Origin of the sequence: Kitasatospora sp. NPDC059812, assembly GCF_042732075.1 — a bacterium.
GTDB lineage: Bacteria > Actinomycetota > Actinomycetes > Streptomycetales > Streptomycetaceae > Kitasatospora.
In genome coordinates, this window is record NZ_JBHWIO010000005.1 from 95,328 (window position 1) to 112,472 (window position 17,145).

The following is a 17,145-nucleotide window of genomic DNA, read 5'->3' on the forward strand; positions in this document are numbered from 1 at the left end:
GAACGGCCGGTCGCCGACCCGTGCGGCCGGCGGCTACGCCATGGGCCGTCGGGCGAAGTCCGGGGCGTGTTCGGGGCGGGGGCCGAAGGCGATCAGGCGGGAGATGCCCAGCCGGACCGCCGGGACGTGGCGGACGAGCGCGGCGAATCCCATCGGCGGGCCGGACCGCCGGCCGGTGAGCGCCGGGACGAACATCACGCCGTGCAGGATCCGCTGCAGCCGTTGGATGACCACCGTCGGCATCTGGCGCCGCCGTTGCACCCGGGCGAGCGCGGCGGTGGTCGGGCGGCCGCGCAGCAGCGGCTCGGCGAGCAGGGTGGCGGCCGCGACGGCGTCCTGGATGGCGAGGTTGATGCCCACCCCGCCGGCCGGGGACATCGCGTGGGCGGCGTCGCCGATCAGCAGCAGCCCGTCGGTGTACCAGCGGTCCAGCCGGTTGAGCCGGGCGTCGAGCATGTGGACGTCGTCCATGCCCGCCAACTGGTCGACGCGGTCGGCGTACTGGGGCAGCAGCCGGGCGATCCGCTCGCGGAAGCGCTCCACGCCTTCGGCGCGCAGCTGCGGGTCGGAGCCCTTCGGCTTGAAGTAGGCGATCTGGAAGTAGCTGTCGCGGGCGATGCTGAGGGCCAGCTCGCCGTCGCCGAAGCCGGCGACGAGGCTGGGCGGCGCGGCCTGCTCCTCCGCGTGCCGGGGCAGGCGGAACCACCAGACGTCGAAGGGCACCGGGTACTCCTCGGCCACCAGCCCGGCCGCCTTGCGCAGGGTGGAGTGCCGGCCGTCGGTGCCGACGGTGAGGTCGGCGCGGAGCTCGCCCTGCTCGCCGTCCCGGGTGCGGTAGTGTACGCCGGCCACCCGGCCGCCCTCCCGGATCAGCCCGGTGGCCTCGGTGTTCATCCGCAGGGTGAAGGTGGGCTCCTGCCGGGCTTCCTCGACGAGGAAGTTGAGCAGGTCCCACTGCGGCATCATCGCGATGTAGTTGTACGGCGCGGGCAGCCGGTCGTAGGCGCTCAGCGGGACTTGGCCGACGCCGGGCACCGGCACCACCAGGTTGCCGAGCCGGCTCTGCGGCAGCGCGGCGAACTTCCGGCCGAGGCCGAGTTCGTCCATCAGCCGCACGGTGGAGGCGTGGACGGTGTCGCCGCGGAAGTCCCGCAGGAAGTCCCCGTGCTTCTCCAGCACGGTCACCTCGACACCCGCCCGGGCCAGCAGCAGGCCCAACATCATTCCGGCCGGTCCGCCCCCGGAGATCACGACGCTCATGGCTCTCTCCCTTGCTGTGCTCGGTTGATCACCTTCCGTGTGGAACTTACATTTACAGAGTCTCTGGAACTGTCTCAGGTGTCAAGTAGTATGCTGCTCCACATGAAGGATCTGGTGGCGGCCGCCCTCACGGCGGCGAAGGACCGGGGCCAGGACGTCGCGGACGTCCCGCTGACGGCGATCGCCGCGACGGCCGGCATCTCCCGCAGCACCCTGCTGCGCAGGCTCGGCGGCTGCCGGGCGCCGCTGGACGAGGCGGTCCGGCAGGCGGGCGTCGACCCGGGCGGACGGCCGCCGGTACGGGAACGCGCGATCGCGGCGGCCGCCGGGCTGGTGGCCGAACGCGGCCTGGGCGGGGTCACCCTGGACGCCGTGGCAGACCGCGCCGAGTGCTCGCTGCCCAGCCTGCACACCGTCTTCGAGGGCCGGGACGGCCTGCTCACCGCCGTCTTCCTCCAGTACGGCCCGCTGCCGGACCTGGAAGCGCTCGCCGCGAACCCGCCGGAACGCCTGGAGGACACCGTCCGGGCGCTCCACCGCGCCTTCGCCGCGGCCTTCGACCGCCAGCCCCGGGTCATGCCGGCGGTCTTCGCCGACCTGTTCGCCCGACCGGACGGCCCCGCCTCCCGGATGATGGCGGCCCACCTGCCGCGACTGTTCGACGGCCTCGGCCGGCTGCTGCTGCCGTACATCGAGGCCGGACGGCTGCGTCCGCTGCCGCTCCCGGTGCTGGTCCAACTGCTGTTCGGCCCGCTGATCAACCACATCCTGCTGCGGCCGGTCCTCGAACCGGCGCTCGGCGCCGGACTGCCCTCGCTGGAGGAGTCCATCGACCTCTTCGCCGAGGCCTACCTGCGGGCGGTCGCCCTGCCGTAGCGGGGCCGGGAGACCGCCTGATCCGTTCCTGGGACGTGTCTGCCGGAAAACGCCGAGCTCTGCCGGAAAACACCGAGCTCTCCCGGGAAACGTCGAGCCCCGGCCCGCCGGGCGAAGCCGGGGAGCCGGGGCTCGGACGGAGGCGGTCAGGCGCTGCGGCGGCGGCGCGCGACGAAGAGCGCGCCGATGCCGCTGACGAGCAGGGCGGCGGCGCCCGCCGCGGTCTTGATGACGCCGTCCGACCCGGTGTGGGCGAGCTCGCCGCCCGCCAGCTGGGTGGTGCCGGTGGTGCCGGTGGTGCTGGTGGTGTCGGTCTCGTCGGCGGTGCCGGTGGTGTAGCTGGTCCGGATGACGGGGCCGGTGCCGATGCCGGAAGTGTCGGTAGTGACCTGGATCGCGTTGCCCTGCGGGCTCGCGCTGGCGGCGTGGGCGGTGCCCTCGTTGATGACGGCGGACGGGTCGACGGAGGTCTGGCCGACCTTGGCCTCGGCGGTGTAGGCGAGGCGGACGTGCTTGGTGATGGTCGCGCCTGCCGCGAGGGCGTCGCCGCTGAGGAGGTAGCGGACGGGGCCGCCGGCCTGGGGGCCCGGGGTGCCGGGCACGGTCTCCCAGGCGCCATCGGCCTTCTGCATCTCCAGGACGCTGTGCGAGTCGGCCCACAGGATGGTGGCGAGCTTGTCGTAGCGGGAGGCGCTGGGGTTGTTGACGGCGACGTCGAACTCGACCGGGGCGCCGCCGGCGACGGCGGTGGTCGGCGCGTTCTTGAGCTGGACGACCAGGGACTTCACCGCGACGTCCTTGGTGGCCTCGGCGAGCACGGTGTCCTCGGCCGCCGGGTCGACGACGGCGGAGTAGAGCTTGGTCGGCAGGTTGTAGCCGCCCGTGTCGTTGTTCCCCACGGCGGCGAGCCGCAGCTGGAAGGTCTTGGTGGCGCCGGCGGGGACGGTCAGGCCGGTGACCTTGCCGCTGAAGTTGAAGGTCCTGTCGCTCTGCTTGAAGGTCAGCTCGACCGGCTTCCAGGTGCCGTCGGCGTCGCGGTACTCGATGGCGAACGCGTCGTGAACCCGGGCGTGCACGTTGCTCACGTTGAGCTTCAGGGTGAACGGGGCCTCGGCGGTGCCCGGGTTGGTGACGGTCTCGGAGAACTCGACGGGCTCGCCGCCGTACCCGATCGGGGCCGGCTCCTGGATGGTCAGCGCCGGCTTGGCGGCGACCGGGGCGGCGGTGACGTCGATCGCGACGAACTGGGGGCCGACGATCGCCTGCATGGCCCCGGCGCCCTGGTCGAGCATCGCCCACGGGTGGATGTAGGCCGTGCCGAGCGGGGCGTCGGCGGTGAACGCGAAGCGGACGTGCCGGGTGTCGCTGCTGCCGGCGGCGATGGTCCTGTCGTCGGTGAGGTGGTACGTGACGCGGTCGGAGCCCGGCTGGCTGCTGGCGGTGCCGGTGATGTTCTCCCAGCTGCCGTCGGCCTTCCGCACCTGGAGCGTGCTGTGCTTGTCCGCCTCCACGACCTTGTCGACGGTGGTGTAGCGCGAGGCGCTGGGGTTGTTCACGGTGACGTCGAACTCGACCGGGGCGCCGCCGGCGACGGCGGTGGTCGGCGCGTCCTTGACCTGCACGGTGATGGCCTTGGCCGCGACCTGGTCGGTGCTCTCGGCGAGGACGGTGGTGCCGGCCGCGTCGAGGACGGCGGAGCTGAGCGTGACGGTCGAGTCCTGGTTGGACCAGTAGGCGGCGAGCTCGGTGGTGAGGCGCAGCTGGACGGTCCTGGTGGCACCGGCGGCGACGGTCAGGCCGGGGACGGTGTCGGCGACGGGCTTCCAGGTGCCGTCCGCGTCGCGGTAGTCGACCTTGATGGCGTGCGTCGCGATGGGGCCCGCGCCGCTCGTGCCGATCCTCAGCGTGAACGAGGCCTCGGTGGTGCCGGGGTTCGTGATGGTCTCGGCGAACTCGACCGGCTGCCCGCCGCGGCCGACCGTCGTCGGCGCGTTGACCTTCAGCGACGGCTTGTCGGCCGTGGCTTCGGCGGCCGGCGCGGCGGGGGCGGTGGCGGCCGCCGGTGCCTCGGCGGCGTACGCGGCCGGGGAGGACAGCACCGCGCCGGTGGCCAGCAGCACGCCGAGGGTGGCGGCGGTGAGGACGGTGGAGCGGGAGCGACGGGCGCGGACAACGGACATGGAAATACCCCCCGGGGTGTTCTGCCGTCGGCATTTCAGCCGCCGGCCGGTACGTGTGCTTGGAGTCGGACCCGAAGTTCGAGGGCGTCGCCCCCAGCGCCTCTCGCGGTCCGGGTTCGGCGGGCTTCCCCGCCTCTCACTGACATAGACGTGCGGCGGCCGCCGGGGTTGCAGGTGATCCAAAAGTTTTTTCGAAAACCTCTGAGACCGCCCTGACCTGCGGTTCCGCTCTCCAGCGCCCGCCGGGCTCAGTGCAGCGCGAGCTCGTCGCCCACGCTCAGCCGCCCGGGGGCGGCGACCTCGGCGAGGGCGTCGAGCCGGCCGTCGTGGGCGTGCACGATCGCCTTGAGGATCTCGGGGGCGTGCGGCAGCCCCGGCTGCGGGGCGCCGGTCATCGCGCAGCGCTCGCTGGAGCGGACGAAGGCGAGGCGGGCGCCGGTGCCGCCCTGCCCCTCCCGGCCGAACCAGCCGTCCTCGACGAAGGGCGGGGTGCCCGGGGGCGTCCGCAGCAGGATGTTGGGGCGGAACCGGCGCTCGTCGACCACCGTGAAGGGGGCGGCCTCGCGGACCCAGTCCAGGGTGGCGGTGGTGAGCACGCTGACCGGCAGCTGGTCGAAGTGGGAGACGGCGTCCTCGCGGGCGAGTTCGACGTCCTCGCGCTGGAGGTAGGCGCGCAGGAAGGCGGCCGGGTCGGCGACCGGGCGGCCGAGCGGGTCGAACAGTTCGGGGCCGTCGATCCGGTGGCCGAGGCGGGCGGAGAGGCGGAGCAGGCCGTCCATCCGGCGGAAGCGGCGGGTGTTCTTGCCCGAGCCGAGCTTGCCGTCCGCGTCGCGGACGGCGTAGAGGCGGTCGCCGGCCAGGCCGCGCTCGTCCACCTCGACGGAGTCGAGCCGCTCGCCGCCGGTGGACTTCACGGGGTAGCGCCAGAGTCGCTCGATCACTCCGATGATCTCTGCCATGGGCGGACAGCGTAGCGGCGGCGCCGGGGGATGGTCTAGACCAAGTCCCGTGCGGCGACTGGCCGGAACGGCCCACGGCGGGTCTTCAAACTCCAGTCGGCGCGCAGGCGGGGGTTTGAAGACCCGCCCTAGCCCAGCCGTGCCACCGCCCGGACCGGCGCACCGTCCGCCGCCGCCAGCCGCAGCGGGAACAGCGACACCTCGACCGGCCGCCCGGCCTCCTGGGCGTCCAGCAGCGCCCGCAGATCGGTCAGGTTCTCGGCGATCACCCCGCCGCCGGGCGCCCCCAGCAGCACCCGGTGCGCGGCGAGGGTCGGCTCGTCGGCGCCGGGCTGGTCGTGCTCGTCGGTGAGGTCCGCGAGCAGCGCGGCGACCGCCGGGTCGCCCGGGCCCGGGTCGGGGGTGGGGTCGACGCTCAGCGCGTCCACCCCGACGGTCCGCACCCCGGCGGCGACGATCGCCTCGGCGGCGGCCGCGGTCAGGCTGGGGTGCGCGAGGTAGGCGTCGGTGCCCCAGTGCCGGGCCCAGCCGGTGGCGAGCAGCAGGACGGACCCCTCGCCGACGCGCGCCAGGGCGGGCGCGAGCAGCTCGGGGGTGACGGCGGCCCGGGGCTCCAGCCCGCGCAGGTCGGCGAGCACCGCGGGGCCGGTGAACCGCTCCAGCGGCAGCCCGTCCAGGGTCGGCCAGGTGACGTCCACGTGGTAGGGCGCGTCCACGTGCGTCCCGGACTGCGAGCCGAGGTGCAGGGCCAGCACGTTCACCCCGGCGGTGGCGGTGGTGAGCGCGGGCTCCAACAGGACGGCCGGATCGCCGGGGTAGACCGGCATCGCGGTGGTCACCTGATGGGTGAGGTCGACGAGGGTCGCTGCCATGCCCCCATCCTTCCAGGGGAGCCCGCGGATGAGGCCCGACCGGGTGAGTCCGGATAGAAATGGGACATGGGAACAGTCAAGCGTCAGCCGTGGGTGGTCGGGGTCTCTGGTGCGTCGGGGACGCCGTACGCCGCCTCGGTGGTCCGGGCGCTGCTCGCCGCCGGGGAGCCGGTGGACCTGATCGTCAGCCGAGCCGCCCGGCTCACCATCCTCGACGAGACCGGCATCTCCTTCCGGGACGCCCACTGGCGCGCCGACCTGGCCGCCTGGCTGGGCTCCGACGAGGGCCTGGACGACGTCCGCTACTGGCCCGCCGGGGACTTCGCGGCCGGCCCGTCCAGCGGCTCGTACCCGGCCAAGGGCATGCTGGTGGTGCCCGCGACCACCGGCGCGGTGGCCGGGATCGCGCTCGGCCTGAGCAAGGACCTGCTGCAGCGGGTGGCCAGCGTCACCCTCAAGGAGCGCCGCCCGCTGGTCGTGTGCGTGCGCGAGGCGCCACTCAACGGGGTGACGTTGAAGCACCTGGTGGAGCTCGACGCGCAGGGCGCCGTCGTCCTCCCCGCCTCTCCCGGGTTCTACGCCGGCGGCTCGACCGTGCGGGAACTCGTCGACTTCGTGGCCGGCCGGGTGCTGGACGCGGTCGGCGTCCCGCATTCCCTGTACCTGCGCTGGGAAGGGGAGTTGGGGGCGGCGGCCCGCCGGGCCGACGAGAACGGCAGCGTGTCGGCTGAGGGGGAGTGAGGAGGCCGGGGGCGGGAGAGTATCTTCTCTGCGATATCCGGGTTGTTCCGCGCATGGCGCCTTGGAATCCGGATAATGATCTGTGGGTCTGGTGAGGTTCGGAAGGACGCGGACGGTATATGGACACGGTGGACAGACAGCTCATCCAGGCGCTCCGGGAGAACGGCCGCGCGTCCTACGCCGAGCTGGGCCGGCTGGTCGGGCTCTCCGGCCCGAGCGTCACGGACCGGATCAACCGACTGGAGCAGGCCGGTGTCATCACCGGCTACCGCGCGACGGTCAATCCGGCCTCGCTCGGCTTCGGCGTCACGGCCCTGATCGGCCTTCAGCTGACCGACGCCGCCGATCACGAGGACGTCGCGCACCGGCTCAAGGACCTCAACGAGGTCGAGGACTGCTGGTTCATCGCGGGTGACGACTCCTACATGCTCAAGGTCAGGGTGGCCGACGTGGCTGGCCTGGAGTCGGTGGTCAAGCGGATCTCGGGCACGAAAGGCGTGGCCCGCACCCGCACCACCGTCGTACTCTCCACGAAGTGGGAGAACCGGGTGAGCGAACTCCCTCCCGAAGGAGAGTGACGGATGGCACTGGTCGGTCTGGAGGAGCTGCGCGCCGCTCGGCAGCGGATCGCGGGGGTGGCCGTGCGCACCCCGCTGGTTCCCGCCCCGTGGGCGGACGAGGGGGAGCGTCGGCTCTGGCTGAAGCCCGAGAACCTCCAGCCGACCGGGGCCTTCAAGACCCGCGGCGCGTACAACCGGCTGGCCGCGCTCACCGAGGCCGAGCGGGCCCGTGGCGTGGTCGCCCAGTCGAGCGGCAACCACGCGCAGGCGGTGGCGTACGCGGCGGCGCTGCTCGGCATCAAGGCCGTGATCGTGATGCCGGACACCTCGCCGGCGGTGAAGGTGGAGTCCACCCGGGGGTTCGGCGCCGAGGTGGTCCTGGTGTCGCCGGAGGAGCGGGACACCCTGCCCGCCGAACTGGCCGAGCGGCACGGCTACGTCTGGGTGCCGCCGTACGACGACCCGTTCATCATCGCGGGCCAGGGCACGGTCGGCCTGGAGATCGCCGAGGACGCCCCGGCCGGGCTGGACACCGTCCTGGTGCCGGTCAGCGGCGGCGGCCTGATCTCCGGGACGGCGGCCGCGCTCAAGCTCACCCGCCCGGGCATCCGGGTGATCGGCGTGGAACCGGAGCTGGCCGCCGACGCGCAGGCCAGCTTCCGGGCCGGCCGCCGGCTGGCCTGGCCGGTCGCCGACACCTACCGGACCATCGCGGACGGCCTGCGTACCCCGTCGGTCGGCGAGCTGCCCTTCGAGCACCTGACCGCGTACGTGGACGACATCGTCACCGTCACCGAGGACGAGATCCGCGCCACCGTCGCCCTGCTGGCCCGCCGCGGCCGGCTGGTCGCCGAGCCCTCCGGCGCGGTCGCCCCGGCAGCCTACTTCCACCGCGCCGCCGAGACCGGGGGCCGGACGGTCGCGGCCGTGGTCAGTGGTGGCAACATCGACCCCGCACTGCTCGCTGAGCTGCTGTCGGACCGTCCCGAGCCGAAGGGCGCGCCGGTGCCGAAAGTGACGAGCGACTAGCGACGGAGGAGCGCCGGAGCGAGGAGCGTCGGCACCGGGTCGGAGCGGCCCGGAGGCGAGCGGACGAGTGACGTACGCTCGGTCCGGCAAGGAATCGAAGTCGGAGGAGGCGGGGCACCGCATGGACGCAGGGCTGAAGCGCGAGCTGGAGGCGAAGGTCTACGCGGGTGAGCGGCTGACCCGCGAGGACGGGATCGCGCTCTACGAGAGCGACGACCTGGCCTGGCTGGGCGGTCTGGCCCACCACGTGCGGACGCGGAAGAACGGCGACGTCGTCCACTTCAACGTCAACCGCCACCTCAACATGACCAACGTGTGCAGCGCGTCCTGCGCGTACTGCTCGTTCCAGCGCAAGCCGGGCGAGAAGGACGCCTACACGATGCGCATCGAGGAGGCCGTCCGGCTCGCCAAGGCGATGGAGGTCGACTCCCTCACCGAGCTGCACATCGTCAACGGCCTGCACCCGACCCTGCCCTGGCGCTACTACCCGCGCTCGCTGCGGGAGCTGAAGGCGGCCCTGCCGAACGTCTCGCTGAAGGCCTTCACCGCCACCGAGATCCACTGGTTCGAGAAGATCAGCGGCCTGCCCGCCGACGAGATCCTGGACGAGCTGATCGACGCCGGCCTGGAGTCGCTGACCGGCGGCGGCGCGGAGATCTTCGACTGGGAGGTCCGCCAGCACATCGTCGACCACGACACCCACTGGGAGGACTGGTCGCGGATCCACCGCCTCGCCCACAGCAAGGGCCTCAAGACGCCGGCCACCATGCTGTACGGCCACATCGAGGAGCCCCGCCACCGGGTGGACCACGTGCTGCGGCTGCGCGAGCTGCAGGACGAGACCGGCGGCTTCCAGGTCTTCATCCCGCTGCGCTACCAGCACGACTTCCACGACTCCAAGGACGGCGTCGTGCGCAACAAGCTGATGGCCCGCACGGAGATGGCCACCGGCGCCGAGGCGCTGAAGACCTTCGCGGTCTCCCGGCTGCTCTTCGACAACGTCCCGCACGTCAAGGTCTTCTGGGTGATGCACGGCGTCACCACCGCCCAGCTGGCGCTCAGCCACGGCGCGGACGACATGGACGGCTCGGTGGTCGAGTACAAGATCACCCACGACGCGGACAACTTCGGCACCCCGAACAAGCTGGGCCGTGACGACCTGCTCGACCTGATCCGCGACGCCGGCTTCCGCCCGGTCGAGCGCAACACCCGCTACGAGATCATCCGCGAGTACGAGGGCCCGGACCTGGGGCGCCGCGAGGCCCCGCAGGCGATGCGCCTCTGACCGGAGAACTCCCCCGCCGCCCGGGCCCCGGCCCGGGCGGCGGCGTTTCTTCACCGCCCCCGCACCCGCCCCGGGTTTACCAACCGGTACACCGTTTGGCAGGATCGGCGGTATGTCCGGTTCTCATCGCGCCACCACGTACCCGTCGTACGAGCCGATAGCCGAGCCGGTGTACGGGGTGCCGCAGCAGCCGCACGGGGCGGGTGAGCCGTACCGGCAGCCCGTCCGGCAGGACCACTACGGCGAGTACGGGCAGCTCCCGCAGGCCCCTGACGGGTACTTCGAGGCGTACGAGCAGCCGTTCCAGCCATCCCAGCCGTTCCAGCCGTACGCCGCCGGGCCCGACCCGCTCGTCGCCCCCGGGCCGGTGTACGCCCCCGGGCCGGCGTACGACGCCGAGCCGGTGTACGCCCCCGAGTCGGTGTACGACGCCGAACCGGTGTACGCGTTCGAGCCGGAGCCCGTCCGGCAGCCCACGCCCCCGCCCGTGGCGGCGCCCGTGGGTGCCCGGGCGGCCGCCCGGGGGCACCGCCGGAAGGCGAAGAAGAAGCGTCACGGCAAGGCGGTGATGGCCGGCACCGCGCTGCTGGTCGCGGCCGCCGCCGGCTGGTACACCGTCGGCCAGGACGACGCCAAGCCCGTCGCCGCAGCCGCCGACGGCCCCGGCCCGGAGGGCGTCAGCACGCCCGACCAGCCGGCTCCCGCCGCCCGGGCCGCCGCCGACCGGCAGACCCAGCCCCCGGCCGCCGACCGCAGCCAGGTCCGTGCGGACGGCTCGGTCGCCGCGATACCCGGCCTCGGCGCCGACTTCGTCGCGAAGATACCCACCGAGACCACCCAGGTGGTGCTCGCCTCCGGCCAGGACAAGAACGGCAACAAGAACACCGTCACCCTCTGGACCCGCACCCCCGAGGGCCGCTGGCTGGCCGGCGAGACCTGGCAGGGCCACAACGGCAACAACGGCTGGACCACCGACCACAACGAGGGCGACCTGCGCAGCCCGATCGGCGTCTTCGCGCTCTCCGACGCGGGCGGCCGCAAGGCCGACCCGGGCAGCAAGCTCCCGTACGACAAGGACCCGAGCTTCGTGGTCTCCGGGACGGGCTTCTTCGGCGACCAGCTGGCCGGCTCCTTCGACTACGTGGTCGCGATCAACTACAACCGGGTGCCCGGAAACTCCCCGCTGGACCCGCGCCGCCCGATGGGGGCGAAGAAGGGCGGCGGGATCTGGATCCACGTCGACCATGACGGCCCCACCCACGGCTGCGTCTCGATCCCCGAGGACAAGATGGCCGAGCTGATCCGCACCCTGGACCCGGCGGCCCACCCGGTGATCGTGATGGGCGACGCCGCCTCGCTGTCCGCCTGACCCCGGCGTTCCGACCCCGACCTGCCCCCGGCCTGACTGCGGCGTTCCGGGGGCGTCCGTACGGTGTTCCGGGCGGTGTCGGCCCCGTCATCGGCGGCGGTGCCCGCCCCCTCGTCCGTATCGGCGTCGATCCCGGCGCGCCCGGAGGCCAGTCGCCGCAACGCCCCTTGTCGGGCTCCTACAGATCACGGGGGCGGATCCTGTAGCCGGGCGCGCCCCGCTGACCAGTGGGTAACCCGGTTCCATGGCACTATGAGCGGTTCGCGCATTGTGGCACTCGGCCACTACCAGCCCCCCAAGGTCCTCTCCAACGACGACCTGGAGGCGCTCGTCGACACCAACGACGAGTGGATCCGTAGCCGGGTGGGCGTCAGAACCCGGCACATCGCCGAGGGCGAGACCCTGGTCGACCTCGCCACCGAGGCCGCGCAGAAGGCGCTCGCCAAGAGCGGCCGGACGGCCGACGAGATCGACCTGATCGTGGTCGCCACCTGCACCGCGATCGAGCGCAGCCCCAACACCGCCGCCGCCGTGGCCGCCCGGCTCGGCGTCCGGGCGCCCGCCGCGTACGACATCAACACGGTCTGCTCCGGCTTCTCGTACGCCCTGGCCACCGCCGACCACGCGATCCGGGCCGGCGCGGCGCGCCGCGCGCTGGTGATCGGCGCCGAGCGGATGTCCGACACGCTGGACTGGACCGACCGCACCACCTGCGTGATCTTCGGCGACGGCGCCGGCGCCGCGGTGGTCGAGGCCCAGGAGGACGGTGCCGAGCCCGGCATCGGCCCGGTGGTCTGGGGCTCCGAGCCGGAGAAGGGCGACGCCGTGGTGATCACCGGCTGGGACCCGGTGATCAGCCAGCAGGGCCAGTCGGTGTTCCGCTGGGCCACCACCCAGCTCGCCCCGCTGGCCCGCCGGGCCTGCGAGCAGGCCGGGATCGACCCGTCGGAGCTGAAGGGCTTCGTGCCGCACCAGGCCAACCTGCGGATCATCGACTCGATCGCCGCCAAGCTGGGCCTCACCGACGCGGTGGTGGCCCGGGACGTGGTCGACTCCGGCAACACCTCGGCCGCCTCGATCCCGCTGGCCTTCTCCAAGCTGGTCGAACGCGGCGAGCTGTCCCCGGGCGACCCGGTCCTGCTCTTCGGCTTCGGCGGCGGGCTCGCCTACGCCGGCCAGGTGGTCCGCTGCCCCTGACGGCGCGGAGCCGGGCTTCCGAGGGCCCCTGAGGGGCGGGAACGCGAACATGCCGGTGGGCGGGCACCCTGTGTGAGGGGTGCCCGCCCACCGGCATGTCTGGCGCGCGTGCGGTACGTCGGCGGACCTCCCCCGAGGACACGGCCGCCGTCCGTCGTACCCCGGACAGGAGGCCGGGGCTGCGCGCGGAGCGGATGGTCGGTTGAGCGGATGGTCTACTTGGGCGGCTTCTTGCCGGTGACGCCCAGGTACACCAGGGGAGCGAGGTTGGGCTTGAGGTCCTTGACCTTGACGCCCCAGGCGGTGAAGGCCTTCTGGTGCTCGGCCGCCGAGGCGAGCAGCGAGACCAGGGCCCCGGCGACGGCGTTCGGGTCGAGCGACTTGTCGGCCTGGCCCTTCGCCTGGAGTTCCTTGACGGCCTCCGCGAGCGGCTTGGCGACCGCGTTGAGGACCGTCATGCGGATCTTGAAGAACCGCTTGTCCCCTTCGGCGGCACCGAGCGTGACCACTCGGAGAATGGCGTCGTTCTTGCGCCAGAAGGCGAGGAATCCGTCGACCAGTTCTTCCGAAGTGGTCGGACCGGACTTCCCTGCCCAGGACTTTCCGGCCACCAGCTCTTTGAGGGTGTCGGCGTCCTTGGCCATTTCCTCGGCGATTTCGAGGACAGCGCCCTCGACATCCGGGAAGTACTGGTAGAAGGTCGCGGGGGAGGTACCCGCCATACGGGCGACGTCGATGACCTTGACGTCCCGGTACGGCGACGTGCTGAGCATCTCGCGGAGGCAGTCGAGCAGCTTCTGCCGCGTTTCCTGTCCGCGTCGCCCGGCGACGCGACCGTCGACGGTGCGAACTTGTCCTGTCATGCCGTCAGCTTACCGTGGCACGATCTTGGCGCGATTCGGTGATGCGACTATTACTCCGCACGGGGGGTTGCTATAGGGGCATGAACCACTTCGGACGGATATTCACCGCGCTCCGCAGGCGTCGTTGAAGCCCCCCCGTGTGCCTTTGACCCCACAGCGTGACGGCGAGTCCGCTGAGGGGCGATCGAGTGACAGAGCGTGACGACTGGCGACGTCGGAAGATCGGCGCCGAAGGGGAGGGTCCGGGCGTCCGGGTGCAAGCCACGGCCGGAACGGGCGTCAGAATCCGGCCGTTCCGTCATCACCGGCCGGACGGCGGCGCTCCCGGGGCGGCCGTCGGCTCTGGGCGGGGGAGGTTGGAGATGGGCCGGGCGGCATTGGAGAATCGGGTCCGGCACCACGCGGCGGGTGCGGAAAACGGGGAGGTGGCAGCGGAGTGGACCAGCTGACGGCGCACGATCCGAGGCGGATCGGGCCCTTCGAGGTGCTGGGGCGGCTCGGCGCGGGTGGGATGGGGCTGGTCTACCTGGCGCGCTCCGCCTCCGGCCGGCGGGTGGCCATCAAGACCGTCCGGGGGGAACTGGCCGAGGACGAGCTGTTCCGCGTCCGCTTCGCGCGCGAGATCGAGGCGGCCAAGACGGTCGGCGGTTTCTACACCGCGGCCGTGGTGGACGCCGACGCGGACGCCCGGGTGCCCTGGCTGGCCACCGCGTACATCCCGGCCCCCTCGCTGGAGGACCTGGTCGAGGAGTGCGGTCCGCTGCCGGTGGACGCCACCCGCTGGCTGATCGCGGGCATCGCCGAGGCGCTGCAGTCCATCCACGCGGCCGGGCTGATCCACCGGGACCTCAAGCCCTCCAACGTGCTGGTGGTCGAGGACGGCCCGAAGGTGATCGACTTCGGCATCGCCTCCGGCGTCTCCAGCACCCGGCTCACCATGACCAACGTCGCGGTCGGCACCCCCGCCTACATGTCCCCCGAGCAGGCCAAGGACAGCCGTAACGTCCGGGGCGCCAGCGACGTCTTCTCGCTCGGCTCGCTGATGGTGTTCTGCGCGACCGGGCACCCGCCCTTCAGCGGCTCCAACCCGGTCGAGACGGTGTTCCAGCTGCTGCGCGAGGAGCCGGACCTGTCCGGGATGCCGCGCGAGCTGATGGACCTGGTCCGCGCCTGCATGCGGCCCTCGCCCGAGCACCGGCCCACCCCGGCGCAGATCCAGGCCGAACTGGCCCCGCACCTGTTCTCCCGGGACGACGCCGCCGGCGAGGTCGGCGACTGGCTCCCCGTGAACGCGCTGGAGCTGATCGAGCGCAAGCGCGGCCGCCGCCCGAGCGCGCCGCCCCGGGCCGTCCAGCTGCCGGGCGGCGCGCCGCCGCCCCCGGCCGGGCCGCCGCAGGCCGGCCCGCTCCAGCCCCACCAGCCGCCGCAGCCGCACCAGCCGGTCCCGGTGCAGCGCCCCGGCCTGGACGACCCGCGCACCCACCCGGGCGGGGGGCACGCGCCGCCGCCGTCCGGGCCGGTGCACACCGGGCGGAGGCCGGGCCCGGTGTCCGACGGCGAGATCCCGACCGCGAAGATCGCCTCCCCCAACAAGCACCGCGCGCCGGGCGGCGGCGGGGCCGTCGAGGTGCGGCTGTCCGGAGCCTCGGTGCGGATAGGCCCCGGGCCGCGGGCCGAGCACGAGCAGCCCGGCCCGGGCACCGCCCCGGCCGAGACCGACTGGGTCCGCCGGATCACCCCGCCGCCGGCGCCGGCCGCCCGCTGGCGCCCCTGGCGGTTCCGGATGTCCAACGACGTCTGGGGCACCCCGGTGGTCGCCGACGGCACGCTCTTCGTCTCCAGCTTCGAGGTGCACGCGCTGGACATCGCCTCCGGCGAGCGGCGCTACAAGACCCGGGACGTCGCCTGGGCGCTCGCGGTGGACGCCGGCCGGGTGCACGCGGCCGACGGCCCGCACCTGTACACCGTGGACGTCGCGGACGGCACCGAGCGCTGGCGCACCTCGCTGGACGGCTGGGTCTACTCGCTCTCCGCCGCCGACGGGGTGCTGTGCTGCGGCGTCCGCGGCGGCGGTGTCCAGCTGCGCTCGGCCGCCAACGGCGCCGAGCTGTGGCGGGCCGACGACGCCCAGCAGGACTACGAGAACCCGCAGTCCGGACCGGTCCTGGTGGCCGGCGCGGCCTACTACTACGGGGCCGGGCGGCTGCGCTGCATCGACCCGCACGGCGCCGGCCTGCGCTGGTCCTTCCCGGTCGGCGAGGACGTGCCCTCGCACCCGGTCGAGCGCGGCGGCGTGCTGTACGTGACGGCCGGCTCCCGGGTGTACGCGCTGGACGCGGCCAGCGGGGTCGAGCGCTGGCGCTTCGAGGCCCCGGTGGTGCTGTTCACCCCGCCCGCGCTGGACGCCGACGCGGTCTACGTGGCCGACTACCTCGGGACGGTGTACGCGCTGGACGCGGCCACCGGCCGGGACCGCTGGCGCGGGGTCACCGGCAACCGCCAGGGCGCCGAGCCGGTGGTGGTCGGGGACGGCATGGTGCTGGTCGGCAGCGGCGGGGTGCTGTACGCCTTCGAGGCGGCGAGCGGCCGGGAGCGCTGGCGCTACACGGCGCGCGGCGAGATCGTCGGCTCCCCGGCGGTGGCCGACGGCCTGGTGCACCTGGGCAGCCGGGACCACTCGCTGCACACCCTGGACCTGGCGAGCGGTCAGCTGCGCTGGGAGCTCGGCACCAAGGGCGAGCTGACCGGCTCGCCGGTCGCGGTCGGCGGCCGGGTCTTCGTCGGCTCCAAGGACCGCTGCGTGTACGCGCTGGACGCCTTCTACGGCACGGCCGTCCCGGCGCGCTGAACCGGCGCGGCGGCGGGGCGGGCGCCCCGCCGCCGTCAGACGCGCCCGATCAGGCCTTGCGGGCCCCGGGGTGGCGGCTGCACCAGCCGTCCCACGCGGAGGCCACCATCTCCGCCACGTCGTGGCGGGCGCCCCAGCCCAGCTCGCGGCGGATCAGGTCGGCCGAGGCCACCACCCGCGCGGGGTCGCCGGCACGGCGCGGGGTCACCTCGGGGGTGGTGTCGTAACCGGTGACCTTGCCGATCACCTCCAGCATCTCCTTGACGCTGACGCCCTCGCCGCGGCCGATGTTGAGCACCAGCGAGGTCTCGCCGGCCGGGTCGGCGGCCAGCCGCTTGGCGGCCGCGACGTGGGCCGAGGCGATGTCGGAGACGTGGATGAAGTCGCGGACGCAGCTGCCGTCCTGGGTGGGGTAGTCGTCGCCGAAGACCCGCGGGGCCTCGCCGGCGGTGAGCCGCTCGAAGACCATCGGGATCAGGTTGAAGACCCCGGTGTCGGACAGCTCGGGGGAGGCGGCACCGGCCACGTTGAAGTAGCGCAGCGCCACGGTGGAGATGCCGTGGGCCTTCCCGGCCGCGGCGACCAGCCACTCGCCGGCCAGCTTGGTCTCGCCGTACGGGCTCATCGGGGCGCACGGGGTCGACTCGGTGACCAGGTCGACGTCCGGCATGCCGTAGACGGCGGCGGAGGAGGAGAAGAGGAAGCGCTTGACCCCGCCCTCGGCGGCGGCCTCCAGGACGGTCTGCAGGCCGATCATGTTCTCCCGGTAGTAGAAGAACGGCTGCTCGACGGACTCGCCGACCTGCTTCTTGGCGGCGAAGTGCAGGATGCCCTCGATCGCGTGCTCGCGGATGGCGGCGTCCAGGGCGGCCCGGTCCAGGGTGGAGCCCTCGACCAGGGCGACGCCCTCCGGTAGGCGGGAGGCGTCGCCGGTGCTGAGGTCGTCCAGGACGGCGACGCGCTCACCGGCGTCGAGCAGCTGGCGGACGACGTGCCCGCCGATGTATCCGGCACCGCCGGTGATCAACCAAGTCATGGGCCGATTCTAGGGTGTTCGGGTTTCCGTGGTGAGTGCCGGGCGAGTCGAGCCGTCAAATCGGACAAAT

The 17,145-nt window shown here is 73.2% G+C and carries 14 protein-coding genes; 8 read left to right on the plus strand and 6 right to left on the minus strand.

Annotation, left to right across the window (positions count from 1 at the left end):
* Positions 1 to 33 precede the first annotated feature (33 nt).
* Entirely contained in the window at positions 34 to 1,260 is a 1,227-nt protein-coding gene (locus ACFV6D_RS04220; RefSeq protein ID WP_380558267.1) for an FAD-dependent oxidoreductase, read from the minus strand.
* Positions 1,261 to 1,362: 102 nt separating this feature from the next.
* On the opposite strand from ACFV6D_RS04220, the gene ACFV6D_RS04225 reads away from it, so the two are divergent.
* The gene (locus ACFV6D_RS04225) at positions 1,363 to 2,136 is read left to right on the plus strand and encodes a TetR/AcrR family transcriptional regulator (RefSeq protein ID WP_063351314.1); all 774 of its coding nucleotides are present in this window, start codon (positions 1,363 to 1,365) and stop codon (positions 2,134 to 2,136) included.
* A 146-nt stretch (positions 2,137 to 2,282) separates the two neighbouring features.
* On the opposite strand, the gene ACFV6D_RS04230 is transcribed toward ACFV6D_RS04225, so the two are convergent.
* The 3 genes from ACFV6D_RS04230 to ACFV6D_RS04240 all read right to left on the minus strand — a co-directional run bounded on the left by ACFV6D_RS04230 (position 2,283) and on the right by ACFV6D_RS04240 (position 6,147).
* Positions 2,283 to 4,316, minus strand: coding sequence for a hypothetical protein (locus ACFV6D_RS04230; RefSeq protein ID WP_380558270.1), 2,034 nt, complete (start codon positions 4,314 to 4,316; stop codon positions 2,283 to 2,285).
* 248 nt (positions 4,317 to 4,564) lie between these two features.
* On the minus strand, positions 4,565 to 5,275 hold the full coding sequence (locus ACFV6D_RS04235) for an MOSC domain-containing protein (RefSeq protein WP_380558273.1): 711 nt from the start codon (positions 5,273 to 5,275) through the stop codon (positions 4,565 to 4,567).
* Between the two features lie 128 nt (positions 5,276 to 5,403).
* Complete coding sequence (locus ACFV6D_RS04240; protein ID WP_063348889.1) at positions 5,404 to 6,147, minus strand: cyclase family protein; 744 nt, start codon at positions 6,145 to 6,147, stop codon at positions 5,404 to 5,406.
* Positions 6,148 to 6,213: 66 nt separating this feature from the next.
* On the opposite strand from ACFV6D_RS04240, the gene ACFV6D_RS04245 reads away from it, so the two are divergent.
* The 6 genes from ACFV6D_RS04245 (at position 6,214) to ACFV6D_RS04270 (ending at position 12,328) form a co-directional block, all read left to right on the plus strand.
* Positions 6,214 to 6,888, plus strand: a complete 675-nt coding sequence (locus ACFV6D_RS04245) for a UbiX family flavin prenyltransferase (RefSeq protein ID WP_380426661.1) — start codon at positions 6,214 to 6,216, stop codon at positions 6,886 to 6,888.
* A 119-nt stretch (positions 6,889 to 7,007) separates the two neighbouring features.
* Complete coding sequence (locus ACFV6D_RS04250; protein WP_063348891.1) at positions 7,008 to 7,466, plus strand: Lrp/AsnC family transcriptional regulator; 459 nt, start codon at positions 7,008 to 7,010, stop codon at positions 7,464 to 7,466.
* A gap of 3 nt (positions 7,467 to 7,469) precedes the next feature.
* Entirely contained in the window at positions 7,470 to 8,477 is a 1,008-nt protein-coding gene (locus tag ACFV6D_RS04255) for a threonine/serine dehydratase (protein ID WP_380491013.1), read from the plus strand.
* 121 nt (positions 8,478 to 8,598) lie between these two features.
* Entirely contained in the window at positions 8,599 to 9,762 is a 1,164-nt protein-coding gene (gene mqnE / locus ACFV6D_RS04260; protein WP_063348893.1) for an aminofutalosine synthase MqnE, read from the plus strand.
* A 112-nt stretch (positions 9,763 to 9,874) separates the two neighbouring features.
* Positions 9,875 to 11,131 carry a L,D-transpeptidase family protein gene (locus ACFV6D_RS04265; RefSeq protein WP_380558276.1) on the plus strand — a complete coding sequence of 419 codons (1,257 nt, stop codon included), beginning with the start codon at positions 9,875 to 9,877 and terminating at the stop codon, positions 11,129 to 11,131.
* Between the two features lie 252 nt (positions 11,132 to 11,383).
* Positions 11,384 to 12,328 carry a beta-ketoacyl-ACP synthase III gene (locus ACFV6D_RS04270; protein ID WP_063348894.1) on the plus strand — a complete coding sequence of 315 codons (945 nt, stop codon included), beginning with the start codon at positions 11,384 to 11,386 and terminating at the stop codon, positions 12,326 to 12,328.
* 215 nt (positions 12,329 to 12,543) lie between these two features.
* Here the strand turns inward: ACFV6D_RS04270 and ACFV6D_RS04275 are convergent, their stop codons facing one another.
* Entirely contained in the window at positions 12,544 to 13,191 is a 648-nt protein-coding gene (locus ACFV6D_RS04275; RefSeq protein ID WP_063348895.1) for a TetR family transcriptional regulator, read from the minus strand.
* A gap of 436 nt (positions 13,192 to 13,627) precedes the next feature.
* Here ACFV6D_RS04275 and ACFV6D_RS04280 point away from each other — a divergent pair, with 436 nt between their 5' ends.
* On the plus strand, positions 13,628 to 16,039 hold the full coding sequence (locus ACFV6D_RS04280) for a PQQ-binding-like beta-propeller repeat protein (protein ID WP_363374955.1): 2,412 nt from the start codon (positions 13,628 to 13,630) through the stop codon (positions 16,037 to 16,039).
* A 49-nt stretch (positions 16,040 to 16,088) separates the two neighbouring features.
* Here the strand turns inward: ACFV6D_RS04280 and galE are convergent, their stop codons facing one another.
* Positions 16,089 to 17,075, minus strand: coding sequence for a UDP-glucose 4-epimerase GalE (gene galE, locus ACFV6D_RS04285; RefSeq protein WP_063348897.1), 987 nt, complete (start codon positions 17,073 to 17,075; stop codon positions 16,089 to 16,091).
* Positions 17,076 to 17,145: the final 70 nt, after the last annotated feature.